The sequence below is a fragment of the Actinophytocola sp. genome (assembly GCF_035762905.1).
GTDB lineage: Bacteria > Actinomycetota > Actinomycetes > Mycobacteriales > Pseudonocardiaceae > DASYTH01.
Window position 1 is genome coordinate 117,169 of the sequence record NZ_DASUCC010000146.1, and the last position, 13,053, is coordinate 130,221.

The window sequence follows — 13,053 nt, forward strand, 5'->3', positions numbered from 1 at the left end:
CGGTGCCCAACCTACCGTGATCTTGACCTACGGGAGGAGGAGAAACACCGCACCGCCGACCACCGGGCCGATCGCGGCGCCGACCAGCACCTGCGCCACCGTGTGGTCGGTCAGCCGGACCCGGGACCAGCACACCAGCGCCAGCGGCACGGCCAGCAGCACCAGCGCGAGCGGCCCGTACAGCAGCGTCACCAGGACGACGGCCCCGGCGGCGACGGTGGCGTGCAGGGATACCTTCCACCAGTTGGTGATCACCGTGCAGACCAGCAGGGTGGCGATCATCGAGGCGGCCACCGCGACCACGTCCCGAGGGGCCCCGCCGACCAGCAGGATGCCCAGCCCGGCCACGGCCGACGTCAGACCCAGGGTCAGCGGCAGCAGGCGGTGCTCGCGGTCGCGCACGTGGTGTCCGTCCCACCGGCCGCGCCGGGCACCGCGGATGATGAACGCCATCGGCAGCACGCTGAAGAACACCGCGGTGACCACGCCCCACAGCAGGGTCGGGCCGGTCGCGTAGCCGGTGGCCTGCCAGGCGACCGCGAGCGGCAGCAGGATCACCACGACGGCCGGGGACAGCACCTCGGTCACGATCCGGGCAACACGCAAACTCACGCGACAAAGCCTAATCGCGCAGCCCGATGAACTCGGCCATCGCCCGGACCTGGTAGGCGAACCAGTCATCGCGGGCATCGATGGTGTTGTCGATGCGCCCGAACAGCTCGAAGTTGATCGCGCCGAAGATCTGGGTCCAGGCGACCAGGCCCCGGGCCATGGTCGGCACGTCGACGCCGGCGCCGATCAGGTCGGCGATCCCGGCGATCTCGGCGCGCAGCGCGTCCGGAACCGGAGTGTCCGGGTCGGCTTCGACCAGCCGCCCGGCGGCCTTGGCGTCGGCCAGGATGGCGCCCAGCACCAGCACCGGACGGGTGGCCGGGGGCACGGTGTCCTCCGGTGCCGCGTAGCCGGGCACCGGGCTGCCGTAGATCAGCGCGTACTCGTGCGGCCGGTCCAGCGACCAGGCGCGCAGCGCGGTGGTGACGGCCCGCCAGCGGCCGAGCAGGTCGGAGCGGTCGGCCACGGCGGCGTCGGCCGATTCGGCCGCCTCGCCCAACGCGTTGTACGCGTCGATGATCAGCGCGGTGAGCAGGTCGTCGCGGTTGTCGAAGTACCGGTACAGCGCGGAGGAGACCATGCCCAGTTCCCGGCTCACCGCCCGCAGCGACAGTGCCGCGCCCTCGGTGGCGATCTGCCGGCGGGCAACGGCCTTGATCTCCTCGATCATCTCCGCCCGCACCCGGGCCCGGATCGAGCCGGCGGTCTTCTTCACGGCCATGGGGCAGATTGTCGCACACTTTTGAGAGCAGTGCTCTTGACAGAGACCGGTCATCCCCGAAAGACTGTGTAGGCGAAACGAGATCAGTGCTCTCAACCGAGATAAGGGGTCACCATGGCACTCCACACCATCGTCGGCGCCGGCGCGGTCGGCCGGACCACCGCGAACCTGCTGGCCGAGCGGGGCGAGCGCGTCCGCATCGTCACCCGCAGCGGCAGCGGCCCCCAGCACCCGGCCATCGAGCGGGTCGCGGCCGACGCCACCGACGCCGAACGCCTCACCCAGCTGACCACCGGCGCGGTGGCCCTGTACAACTGCGCCAGCCCGCAGTACCACCGCTGGCTCACCGACTGGCCGCCGCTCGCCACCGCCCTGCTCACCGCCGCCGAGCGCACCGGGGCGACCCTGTCCGTGGTGTCCAACCTGTACCTGTACGGCCCGGTCGACGGCCCGATCACCGAGTCGACCCCGCTGGCCGCCGCCCATCCCAAGCTCAAGCTGCGCGGCGACATGTGGCGCGAGGCCCTGGCGCTGCACGAGGCCGGCCGGATCCGGATGACCGAGGTGCGCGGCAGCGACTACCTGGAGGCCAACTCGATCTTCAGCTTCGCGCTGGCCAAGCCGCTGCTGGCCGGGAAGCGGGCCTACCTGCCGCTGCCGCTGGACGTGCCGCACAGCTGGACCGCCATCGCCGACGTGGCCCGGCTGCTGACCACCGTGTCCACCGACGAGCGCGCGTTCGGCAAGGCCTGGCACGTCCCGACCCAGCCGCCACTCACCGTCCGCGAGCTGGCCCAGCGTTTCACCAGCGCCCAGGGCCTGCCGGCGGCCACCCTGTCCGAGGTGCCCTACTCCGTGCTGTGGACGATGGGCCTGTTCAGCCCGATGATGCGCGAACTGCGCACCACCCGCTACCAGTTCACCGCGCCCTACGTGCTCGACTCCAGCGCCGCCCAGCGCACCTTCGACATCGCGCCGAGCGACCTGGACGTGATCCTCAAGGGCATCCGGAGCGTCTAGCTCTGGTAGGCGTCCAGGGGCGGACAGGAACACACCAGGTTCCGGTCGCCCTTGGCGCCGTCGATGCGGCGCACCGGCGGCCAGACCTTCTGGCCCGAGGAGCCGGCCGGGAACGCCGCCTCCTCCCGGGTGTACGGGTGGTCCCACTTGCCGGCGATCGCCGCGGCCGTGTGCGGGGCGTTGCGCAACGGGTTGTCCTCCGCCGGCCACTCCCCCGCCGCCACCCGGTCGATCTCCGCCCGGATGGCGATCATCGCGGCACAGAAGCGGTCCAACTCGGCCAGGTCCTCGCTCTCGGTCGGCTCGACCATCAGCGTTCCGGCCACCGGGAACGACATCGTCGGCGCGTGCAGGCCGTAGTCGGCCAGCCGCTTGGCCACATCGTCGACGGTGATCCCGGTGGCCCGGGTGATCGGCCGCAGATCGAGGATGCACTCGTGCGCAACGAACCCGCCGGCACCCGCGTAGAGCACCGGGAAGTGCTCGTCCAGCCGGCGCGCGACATAGTTCGCCGCGGCCACCGCGGTCAGCGTCGCCCGACGCAGCCCGTCCGCGCCCATCATCCGCACGTACGCCCAGGAGATCGGCAGGATGGACGCGCTGCCCCACGGCGCCGCGCTGATCGGGCCGACGCCGGTGGCCGGACCGGCCGCCGGCTGCAGCGGGTGGTTGGGCAGGAACGGGGCCAGGTGCGCGCGCACCCCGATCGGCCCGACGCCCGGCCCGCCGCCGCCGTGCGGGATGCAGAAAGTCTTGTGCAGGTTCAGGTGTGACACGTCCGCACCGAACTTCCCGAACCGGGCCAGGCCGATCAGCGCGTTGAGGTTGGCACCGTCCACATAGACCTGACCACCCGCGTCGTGCACCAGCGCGCACACCTCCCGCACGGTGTCCTCGTACACGCCGTGCGTCGACGGGTAGGTGATCATGATCGCGGCCAGGTCGGCCCGGTGCTCGTCCACAGTGGATCGCAGGTGGCTCATGTCGATGTTGCCCGCGTCGTCGCATTTGACCACGACCACGCGCATCCCGGCCATCACCGCACTGGCCGCGTTGGTGCCGTGCGCGCTGGCCGGGATCAGGCAGACGTCGCGCTCCCCGTGGCCCTGGCCGCGGTGGTACGCGCGAATGGCCAGCAGCCCGGCGAACTCGCCCTGGCTGCCGGCGTTGGGCTGCAGGCTCACCGCGTCGTACCCGGTCAGCCGGGCCAGCCAGTCCTCGAGATCGGCGACCACCCGCAGCAGCCCGGCGGCGTCCTCGGCCGGGGCGAACGGGTGCAGCTCACCGAACTCCGGCCAGGTGACCGGTTCCATCTCGGCCGTGGCGTTGAGCTTCATCGTGCACGAGCCGAGCGGGATCATGCTGCGATCCAGGGCGACGTCCTTGTCGGACAGCGCCCGCAGGTACCGCAGCAGCGCGGTCTCCGACCGGTGCGCCGAGAACACCGGATGGGTCAGGTAGTCCGAGGTGCGCACCAGGGCGGCCGGCAGGGCGTCCGGCGTGCCGGCGTCCAGTTCGTCCACATTCGACCCGGACACGCCGAACGCACGCCACACCAGGTCGAGATGCGCCCGGGTGGTGGTCTCGGCGCAGGACACGCCCACCTGGTCCGGGCCGGCCAGGCGCAGGTTCACGCCGAGCTCGCGGGCCGCGGCCACCACCTCGGCGGCCCGGCCGGGCACCGTGACCAGCACGGTGTCGAAGAAGTGCTCGTGCTCGACCGGCACGCCGCCGGCCCGCAACCCGGCGGCCAGCACCGCGGCCATCCGGTGCGCCCGGGTGGCGATCGCGGCCAGCCCCTCCGGGCCGTGGTACACCGCGTACATCGAGGCCATCACGGCCAGCAGCACCTGCGCGGTGCAGATGTTGCTGGTCGCCTTCTCCCGCCGGATGTGCTGCTCGCGGGTCTGCAGCGCCAGCCGGTAGGCCAGGTTGCCGTCGGCGTCGCTGCTCACCCCGACCAGCCGGCCGGGCAGCTGCCGCTCCAGCCCGGACCGCACCGCCAGGTAGCCGGCGTGCGGGCCGCCGAAGCCGATCGGCACGCCGAACCGCTGGGTGGAGCCGACCACCGCGTCCGCGCCGATCTCACCGGGCGGCCGGAGCAGGGTCAGCGCCAGGATGTCGGCGGCCACCACGACCTGCGCACCCCGCTCGTGCGCGGCCTCGACCAGGGCCGCGTGGTCCCGCACCGCGCCGCCCGCACCCGGGTAGGACAGCAGCACGCCGAAGAAGTCACCGTCCGGCAGGCCCGCCGTCAGGTCGGCGACCACGATCTCGATGCCGAGCGGCTCAGCCCGGGTCTCGATCACCGCGATGGTCTGCGGAAAGGTGTCCGCGTCGATCAGGAACCGGCGGGACTTCGACCGGCCGGCCCGGCGCAGCAGGGTCATGGCCTCGGCCGCCGCGGTCGACTCGTCCAGCATCGACGCGTTGGACACCGGCAGCCCGGTCAGGTCGGCGACCATGGTCTGGAAGTTCAGCAGCGCCTCCAGCCGGCCCTGGGAGATCTCCGGCTGGTAGGGCGTGTAGGCCGTGTACCAGGCCGGGCTCTCCAGCACGTTGCGCAGGATCACCGGCGGGGTCAGCGTGCCGTGGTAGCCGAGCCCGATCATCTGGACCATCGTCCGGTTCCCGGCGGCCAGCGCGCGCAGCTCGGCGAGCGCCTGCGCCTCGGTCGCCGGCGGGGGCAGCTCGATGCCCGCGTCGCGGTCCCGGATGGACTCCGGCACGGCCCGTTCGGCCAGCTCCTCGAGCGAGCCGACGCCGACCACGTCGAGCATCCGGGCGAGTTCGGCCGGTCGCGGCCCGACATGCCGGTCGGCGAACGGGATGCCCTGCTCGAGGGCGGCGAGGGGGATGCGGTCCCGCGTCGTCATCTGGTGCGCCTCCGGTGTCCGAGGTGGGGCCGCGGACGGCTGCCCGCGTGCCTCCCCCTCTGTCCGTGCCCACTCGGGGCGCCTGAGAGCTTCGCACAGTGACCTGGAAGAAGAGTCCGGGCCAACTGAACTTGCACCTTCGGCGGGGCCAACCTTCGACCCGCTTTCCAGAGGCGTCTCACCCGCACGGTCCAGGGTGCCTGAGAGGTTCCGGGGAGGGGTTGCTCCTTCGGCGCCGGACGGTGCCCGGTCTCTCCCGCGCGGGATTCACGACTACACCGTCAGGTTACCGCGCGATCGGCCGTCAGCCGACGTGACGCGCCTTGCGTCGGGCGGTCAGCTCGTCCTCGGCCACCGGCTCCACCACGCCGCCGTCGGCCCGCTCGGCCGGGAACTCGTGGATCGTGCCGTTGATCTCCCGCATGGCGCCGCTGACCGCGATCCCGAACACACCCTGACCGCCCTGCAGCAGGTCGACGACCTCCTCCGGCGAGGTGCACTCGTAGACGGTCGTCCCGTCACTGAACAGGGTGATGTTGGCCAGGTCCTTCACGCCGCGGCGGCGCAGGTGCTGCACGGCGACCCGGATGTTCTGCAGCGAGACCCCGGCGTCCAGCAGCCGCTTGACCACCTTGAGGACCAGCACGTCCTTGAACGAGTAGAGCCGCTGTGAGCCCGACCCCTGGGCGCTGCGGATGCTCGGCGCGACCAGCCCGGTACGGGCCCAATAGTCCAGCTGGCGATAGGTGATGCCGGTGATCTGGCAGGCCGCCGGGCCGCGGTAGCCGACCAGCTCGTCCGGAGCGGAGTCATCCGGGAACAGTTCGCCCTGCTCACCGCCGGCCGCCCCGACCGGACCTTCCTCCATCACGCGTGCCTCCCCACGGGTGGGCCCCCGGAAACGCGAATCACATGCTGGCGATTCGCACACCCATGACGGTAAGTCTGCCGGGCGGACCGGTCAACGCGACGCGCGGGGGCCTCGACCCTCAACCTCAGGTTCAGGTCGACGGTTGCGCCGGATGGCTGATCAGGTGTCCGCGCCGCGGAAGTCCTCGGGCGAGACCGAGTCGAGAAACTCGCGGAACTTCTCGACCTCGTCCTCCTGCTCGTCCGGAATGATCAGTCCGGCCTCCTGCAGCACGGAGTCCTCGGCGTGGATCGGGACCCCGATGCGCAGCGCGAGCGCCACCGAGTCGCTCGGTCGCGCCGACACCCGGACGTCGCCGTCGAACACCAGTTCGGCGAAGAACGTGCCCTCACGCAGGTCGGTGATGCGCACCTGCTCCAGCTCGCGGCCGAGCGCGCCGATGACGTCCTTGAGCAGATCGTGGGTCAACGGCCGGGCCGGACGGACGCCCTGCTGCTCCAATGCGATCGCCGTGGCCTCCACCGAGCCGATCCAGATCGGGAGGTACCGCTCGCCCTCGGTCTCGCGGAGTAACAAGATCGGCTGGTTGGCAGGCAGCTCCACCCGCACACCCACGACCCGCATCTCGCTCATCGGGCTCGCCTCCCTCCTCCGGCAGATCGAACGATAACCTCGTGGTATCGAGGATCGCTCATCGCTGGCTCCGACGCTACCCGCCATCCGGGCACGACGCTTGCACAATCTCTGTTGGAGTCCGATTACGATTGGGGCTACGGACCGAGTTGTGCCTTTCTGGCGTTCACCTTCCGCTGACGCCGCGCAGCCCTGCCTTTACCAGCAACGTATGCAGTGACACGCACAGCGCCGCGAGCTCGAGCGTGACCTCCTCGGCGCGCTCCCGCGCGGTCCGGTCGGTATGCCGGTACAGCGGCCGGACGATCTGCTCCAGCAGGCCCACCTCCCGGTCCGCGGAGGCCCGGAACGCCCGCAGGTGCCGCGGCTCGATGCCGTACTCGCCCAGCGCCAGCACGGTCCGCGCCACGGTCGCCGCCAGCGAGTCGTAGAAGCCCGCCGGGCCGGGCCGAATCAGGCCGTAGCGCTCCAGCTCGGCCAGCGTTGCGGCGTCCATACCGGCCTCGGCCAGCAGCTCTTCCTGGGTCATCCGGACCTCCGGCCGCTCGGCGAATGCCGCCGCGGTGGGCAGACCGGGCTGCGCCGGCACCGGCACCAGCGCGCGCGGCGGCCGGGCCGGGGCGGGCGCGTCCGGCTGGCCGCGGTCCACCGCGTCCAGCTGCTCCTTGATCACCTTGAGCGGAAGGTAATGGTCCCGTTGCGCGGACAGCACGAACCGCAGCCGCTGCACGTCGGCCGCGGTGAACTGACGGTAACCGGACGGGGTCCTTGCCGGCGTGACCAGACCCTCGGACTCCAGAAACCTGATCTTCGAGATGGTGACGTCGGGAAACTGGGGCCGGAGCCGTTCCAGCACGGCTCCGATGCTCAACCCGTCACGTTCCGGCTTCCCCGCCGCCGTCACGTCCGCTGCCCTAGGAGCCCGAGCTCGGACCGGTGAGGAACACCAGGCGGAACTTGCCGATCTGCACCTCGTCGCCGCCGGCCAGCACGGCCTGGTCGACCGGCTCGCGGTTGACGTAGGTGCCGTTCAGGCTGCCCACGTCGATCACCACGAACTCGCCGCCCTCCCGGCGGAACTCCGCGTGCCGGCGGGACACCGTGACGTCGTCGAGGAAGATGTCGCTGTCCGGGTGCCGGCCCGCGCTGGTCGTGTCGCGGTCGAGCAGGAATCGCGATCCGGCGTTGGGACCGCGCTTGACCACGAGCAGGGCGGAACCGGCCGGCAGTGCGTCGACTCCGGCGACCGAGGGCTCGGGAGCGGGAGCCTCGGTTCCCTCCGCTTCTGCCAGAAAGTCGGCCCGGAAGACGGATGTCCGCTCGGGCGACTGCTCCGGCGGGACCCCGGGCCCGTCGTTCGTGCTCACCTGGGTCTCCTCCTGCTGATGCTGTCCCGACAACTGTGCAACGTACCGTGCGCGATCGTCTGCCCGGATGGTGCCTCCCCCTAGTGAGGATCACGTTCGCCGGTCATTACTCCTTGTTGATTGCCTCGTAGGCCGCCGCGTCGAGCAGAGCGTCCACCGCGGCCGGATCCTCGACGGACAGTTCGAAGATCCAGCCCTCGCCGTAGGGGTCGCTGTTGATCAGCTCCGGCTGCTCGTCCAGCGCGTCGTTCACGGCGGTCACCTCGCCGGACACCGGCGCGTAGATCTCCGAGACGCTCTTGGTCGACTCCACCTCGCCGGCCGGCGAACCCGCGTCGACCTGCTGCCCCACCTCGGGAAGCTGGACGTAGACCACGTCACCGAGCTGCTCCTGGGCGTAGTCGGTGATGCCCACCCGCACCGTGTCCCCCTTGCGCGACACCCATTCGTGCTCTTCGGTGTACTTGAGATCCTCAGGTGTCACCTGCACATCCCTTCCCCGCTGGGCGATATCCGTGGCGAGAGCTTAGAGGGCCGGTCGGCGCAGCGCCGACCGCGTCTGCACTACGTAGAGCAGCCCGGACCAGAGGAACAGCGCCGCCCCCCAGATCGCGAACGCGTAGGCGAACGGCCGGGCGATCGTGGCCGCCGTCGAGCCGCCCTGGGCGAGCAGCAGCAGCGGGAAGGCGTACATCAGGACGAAGGTCGCGGCCTTGCCGATGTAGGTCACCTCGGGCGGGCCGTAGCCGGACCGGCGCAGCAGCCAGATGCACACCATCACCATCAGGTCCCGGCCGATCAGCACCGCGGCCACCCACCACGGGACGATGTCCCGGATCACGAACGCCAGGATCGTGGCCAGCGTGTAGAGCCGGTCGGCGGCCGGGTCGAGCAGCGAGCCCAGCCGGCTGGTCTGGTTGAGCCAACGGGCCAGCTTGCCGTCCAGCCAGTCGGTGATCCCGCTGGCCACGAGTACGACCAGGGCCCAGCCGTCGGCCTGCGGGCCGAGCAGCAGCCACAGGAACAGCGGGATGCCGGCCAGCCGGAGAACGCTGAGCAGGTTGGGCACGGTCAGCAGCCGGTCGGGCGCCTCCGCGCCGTCCCCGCGTACCTTCGCCGCCCGCACCATGCGGGTGAGCGTATTCGCCCGGCTCAGCAGGCCCTGCGGGTGTGGCTCCACCCGCGTCGCTGCAGGTCGGCGGAGGTCAGCGCCTGCGGCCGGCCGCGCTCGTCCATCCCCATCCAGCGGGCCCGGCCGGCGAAGCCCTCCAGCACGAAGGCGTGGTCCCCGCTCCAGACCACGCTGCACGGGATCGTGGGCAGCGACGGCTCGGTCCGGCCGGTGGAATCGTCCTCGGTGATCATGTTCTCCCCTACCCTCCATCAGGGGTGTCGGGTGTCGGTCGCTTTCTGTTATCCGGTGCGGGACGTCCGATGGGCGGGTCGAACTCCCGATCGGCGTCATCGGCAGGCAGACCGGCGACCTGACCGGTGCGGTGCGCCCAACCGGCAACTCGGGTGCCCCGAGATGGGGACTCGCAGGGCGACTGCGGCATCTACCGGTTTTCGAACGCCGGCCGGTACGGTCCTAACGAGAACTTCCGCGAGGCGCGAATGCCTGTGCGGCAACGGAAAAACCCGAATGGGGCCGCCGAGGCCCTGCTTTGTCGTGCCCGCCGACGATGGGAGGTGCCATGCCCGGGCCCGCGTTCCTGGTCCTGCTCGGACCCGACTATGCCGGCAAGTCCACGGTGATGCGCGAGTTGGCCGCCGGGGAGCCGACCTGGCGGCTGCTGTCGGTGGACGACGAGTTCCTCGCCCCGGAGCACGGCGTGCTGTCCCGGCTCAAGTCCGACCTGATGGCCGACACGCTGCCCGCGATGGGCAAGCACCACTCGCCCGACTTCGTGGCCAGCCTGCTGCAGACCGCCGTGGTGCACCTGCGGGACCAGGTCATGGACTGCGGGTCGCACCAGCCGGTCGTCGTCGACTCCTACTACTACAAGATCCTCGCCAAGTGCCGGCTGGTCGGCGCCACCGCGCACCCGGTGTTCGACTGGTGGCGCGGGTTCCCGCAGCCGCGCCGGGTGCTGTTCCTCGACGTCGGCCCGGCGGCGGCGTGGCGGCGGTGCGGCCGGGGCGCCCGGGCGAATCCCCTCGAGCACCACGGCGACCGGCTCGACCGGGAGTCGTTCACCGAGTTCCAGGACGACCTGCGCGCGACCATGCTGGCCGAGGTCGCGCACCTGCCGGTGGACGTGCTGCCGCCGGCCGATCCGCCGGCCACCGTCCGCCGGGTGCGGGAGGCGGTGGCCCGTGAGTTCGCCTGACCTCGGCGCCGAACACGTCCGCCGGTACCGCGACCGGGTCTTCGGCGAGCGCGCCCGGCTCCAGCACGCGCTCGGCGAAACCGCCGAATGGCAACGGAAAACACTGACCGACCTGCTGGAGTTCAACGCCGGCACCGAGTTCGGCCGCAAGTTCGGCTTCGCGGCGATCCGCACGCTCGACGACTACCGCCGCGCGGTACCGGTGCACGACTACGCCGGCCTGGAACCATGGATCGAGCGGATGGCCGCGGGCGAACGCAATGTGCTCACCGCGGACGATCCGGTCGTCTACTTCACCACCAGCGGCAGCACCGGCGCGCACAAGAAGGTCCCGGTGACCCCGCGGTTCATGCACACCACCTTCTTCCCCTTCTTCTACGCCGCTTGGGCGCCGATGGTCGAGCACCACCCGGACGTGCTGGCCCACCCGGACGCCGTGCTCAACCTCAAGCACGACCCGCTGCCGGTCCCGGCCCGGACCGCGGACGGCCGTCCACACCTCGGCGCCAGCCAGGTCGACTTCGGCGCCGCGTTCGGCGAGCCGCTGTCGGCCGAGCCCGGCAGCGCCGCCGGTTGGGCGACGCTGCCGGTGGACGTGGCCGCCGACGACCACCTGGAGAAGGCCTACCTGCGGCTGCGCCTGGCGGTCGAGGCGGACATCCGGTGCGTCATCGGGATCAACCCGGCCGCCGTCGCCGCGCTGCCCCACCAGCTCACCCTGTGGTGGCCGCGGATCCTGCGCGAGGTGCACGACGGCACGGTGGGCGGGCAGCCGGTGCTCCCGCCGAACCCGGAGCGCGCCGCCGAGCTGGCAGCGTTGGCCCGCACGTTCGACCCGATCCGGCCGGCGCACGTGTGGCCGCGCCTGCGGGTGCTGTTCTGCTGGACCGGGGGTGTTGCCGCGCTGTACCTGCCGCGGCTGCGGGAGGAGTTCGGCGTCGGGGTCGAGGTGCTCCCCGCACCGGTCGCGGCGTCCGAGGGGCCGGTCGGGGTGACCCTCGACCGGCACCCGGCCGCCGCCAGCCTGGTGGCCACCGCCGCGCTCTACGAGTTCGCCCCCGCCGACGAGCCCATCGAACCGGACGTGCCGACGCTGCGCCCGGATGAGCTGGAACCCGACGGCGAGTACCAGGTGATCTTCAGCCACGTCGGCGGGCTCTACCGCTACACGACCGGCGACGTGGTGCACGTGATCGACACGCTTGGCGGCGCGCCGCGCATCGCCTATGCCGGGCGGGCCACGGCCAGCGACGCGGCCGGGGAACGGCTGCGCGAGTCGCACGTGGTGCGTGCGCTGGGCACCGCCCTGGACCAGACCGGCCTGGCGGTGCGCAACGTGTCCTGCCGGGTGGCCGGAACCACCCCCGGCTACGAGTTCGCCGTCGCGCCGACCGCCCGGTGGAGCCCAGCCGAGGTGGACCGGGTCACGCAACGGCTCGACACCGCCTTACGCACCGACGCACCCGGATATCACCGGGCCCGAGCCCGTGGCGCGCTCGCCACCCCGCGGCTGCGGCTGGTACCGGCCACGGCCTTCCAGCGCGACTGGCACGCCCGCGTGGCCGCCGGCACCCGCCCCGCCCAGGTGAAGGACCGCCTGTTCCGTCAGAACGACACGGACTGGAACCGCCTCGTCGATCCGTCCACACCCAAAGAGGGAACGCCATGACCCCCCAACCGCACCCAAGGGGACCGGAACGCCACCCAGCCACCGACACGCACCCAACTCGCCGGTACCCACCCCACGCAACCACAGCAGTTAATTCCGGAGAGGCGGAACCGCCGCTCGACTCGGTTGAGCGCACCGCGTTGCTCACCGCGGCGCTGCGGGCCGCCGAGTCCCGCCGGCCCGACCGGCTCTACAGCGATCCCTGGGCCGAGGCGTTCGCCGGGGACATCGGGCCCGACCTGCTGGCCCAGATCCGGACGGTCACCTTCCCCAGCGATGCCCCGCGGACGCTGCCGAGCACGCCCGACTACAACGCGATCCGCACCCGGTTCTTCGACGATCTCCTGATGCACACCCCGCACCGGCAGGTCGTGCTCGCCCCGAGCGGGATGGACTCCCGGCCGTTCCGGCTGTCCTGGCCGGACGGCGTGCGGGTGTTCGAAGTGGACCGGCCACCTGTGATCGCGCTCAAGGAATCCGTACTTGGCACCGAGACGTCCACTGTGGACCGGACCGTGGTCGCGGTCGACCTGCGCATCGACGACTGGGCCGGCGACCTGATCGCCGCCGGGTACGACCCCGGCACACCGTCGACCTGGCTGCTGGAGGGGTTGCTCTACTACATCCCCGAGCCGGACGTGCACCGGATCCTGGCCGGGGTGCGGGCGATCACCGCACCCGGCAGCACCATCGCCGCCGACGTGGTCAACGCCGCCGCGTTGTCCCTGCCGAACATGCGCGGGCTGCTCGACGTGTTCGCCGGCTGGGGCTGTCCCTGGTTGTTCGGCACCGACCACCCCGAGGCGCTGTTCGCCCGGTACGGCATCGACGCGGTCGCCGTGCAGCCCGGTGAGCCCGACGCCGACTACGGCCGCTGGCCCGACCCGGTGCCGCCGCGCTCGGTCACCGACGTGCGCCGGGTGTTCTTCGTCCACGGCACGCGGGAATAGGACC

General features: G+C 71.6%; 14 protein-coding genes and 1 riboswitch. Of the genes, 4 read left to right on the forward strand and 10 right to left on the reverse strand.

The window, feature by feature from the left end:
• Positions 1-27: 27 nt before the first annotated feature.
• Together VFV67_RS31770 and VFV67_RS31775 are read right to left on the reverse strand one after the other, a co-directional pair.
• Complete coding sequence (locus tag VFV67_RS31770) at positions 28-612, reverse strand: hypothetical protein (protein WP_326474386.1); 585 nt, start codon at positions 610-612, stop codon at positions 28-30.
• Between the two features lie 10 nt (positions 613-622).
• Positions 623-1,333 (reverse strand): TetR/AcrR family transcriptional regulator, encoded by a 711-nt coding sequence (locus tag VFV67_RS31775; RefSeq protein WP_326474387.1) that lies wholly within the window; start codon positions 1,331-1,333, stop codon positions 623-625.
• 114 nt (positions 1,334-1,447) lie between these two features.
• Here VFV67_RS31775 and VFV67_RS31780 point away from each other — a divergent pair, with 114 nt between their 5' ends.
• Positions 1,448-2,353, forward strand: a complete 906-nt coding sequence (locus VFV67_RS31780) for an NAD-dependent epimerase/dehydratase family protein (RefSeq protein WP_326474388.1) — start codon at positions 1,448-1,450, stop codon at positions 2,351-2,353.
• Here VFV67_RS31780 and gcvP read toward each other — a convergent pair.
• From gcvP to VFV67_RS31820, 8 genes are all read right to left on the reverse strand, one after another.
• Positions 2,350-5,229, reverse strand: a complete 2,880-nt coding sequence (gcvP, locus tag VFV67_RS31785; protein ID WP_326474389.1) for an aminomethyl-transferring glycine dehydrogenase — start codon at positions 5,227-5,229, stop codon at positions 2,350-2,352. The genes VFV67_RS31780 and gcvP overlap by 4 nt on opposite strands.
• 177 nt (positions 5,230-5,406) lie before the next feature.
• Positions 5,407-5,498, reverse strand: a riboswitch (glycine riboswitch).
• Positions 5,499-5,533: 35 nt separating this feature from the next.
• Positions 5,534-6,097: a MerR family transcriptional regulator gene (locus tag VFV67_RS31790; protein WP_326474428.1), complete on the reverse strand. Its 564-nt coding sequence runs from the start codon at positions 6,095-6,097 to the stop codon at positions 5,534-5,536.
• A 162-nt stretch (positions 6,098-6,259) separates the two neighbouring features.
• Positions 6,260-6,733 carry a bifunctional nuclease family protein gene (locus VFV67_RS31795; protein WP_091447592.1) on the reverse strand — a complete coding sequence of 158 codons (474 nt, stop codon included), beginning with the start codon at positions 6,731-6,733 and terminating at the stop codon, positions 6,260-6,262.
• Between the two features lie 166 nt (positions 6,734-6,899).
• The gene (locus tag VFV67_RS31800; protein WP_326474390.1) at positions 6,900-7,637 is read right to left on the reverse strand and encodes a MerR family transcriptional regulator; all 738 of its coding nucleotides are present in this window, start codon (positions 7,635-7,637) and stop codon (positions 6,900-6,902) included.
• 10 nt (positions 7,638-7,647) lie between these two features.
• The gene (gene garA, locus VFV67_RS31805; protein WP_326474391.1) at positions 7,648-8,100 is read right to left on the reverse strand and encodes a glycogen accumulation regulator GarA; all 453 of its coding nucleotides are present in this window, start codon (positions 8,098-8,100) and stop codon (positions 7,648-7,650) included.
• A gap of 106 nt (positions 8,101-8,206) precedes the next feature.
• Positions 8,207-8,584: a glycine cleavage system protein GcvH gene (gene gcvH, locus VFV67_RS31810; RefSeq protein ID WP_326474392.1), complete on the reverse strand. Its 378-nt coding sequence runs from the start codon at positions 8,582-8,584 to the stop codon at positions 8,207-8,209.
• Between the two features lie 42 nt (positions 8,585-8,626).
• Entirely contained in the window at positions 8,627-9,229 is a 603-nt protein-coding gene (locus VFV67_RS31815) for a CDP-alcohol phosphatidyltransferase family protein (RefSeq protein WP_326474393.1), read from the reverse strand.
• Between the two features lie 23 nt (positions 9,230-9,252).
• On the reverse strand, positions 9,253-9,465 hold the full coding sequence (locus VFV67_RS31820) for a hypothetical protein (protein ID WP_326474394.1): 213 nt from the start codon (positions 9,463-9,465) through the stop codon (positions 9,253-9,255).
• 329 nt (positions 9,466-9,794) lie between these two features.
• On the opposite strand from VFV67_RS31820, the gene VFV67_RS31825 reads away from it, so the two are divergent.
• The 3 genes from VFV67_RS31825 (at position 9,795) to VFV67_RS31835 (ending at position 13,049) form a co-directional block, all read left to right on the forward strand.
• On the forward strand, positions 9,795-10,430 hold the full coding sequence (locus tag VFV67_RS31825) for a hypothetical protein (RefSeq protein ID WP_326474395.1): 636 nt from the start codon (positions 9,795-9,797) through the stop codon (positions 10,428-10,430).
• Positions 10,417-12,099, forward strand: coding sequence for a GH3 family domain-containing protein (locus VFV67_RS31830; protein WP_326474396.1), 1,683 nt, complete (start codon positions 10,417-10,419; stop codon positions 12,097-12,099). The genes VFV67_RS31825 and VFV67_RS31830 overlap by 14 nt, the downstream gene beginning before the upstream one ends.
• Positions 12,100-12,239: 140 nt before the next feature.
• Positions 12,240-13,049, forward strand: coding sequence for an SAM-dependent methyltransferase (locus VFV67_RS31835; protein WP_326474397.1), 810 nt, complete (start codon positions 12,240-12,242; stop codon positions 13,047-13,049).
• Positions 13,050-13,053 lie beyond the last annotated feature (4 nt).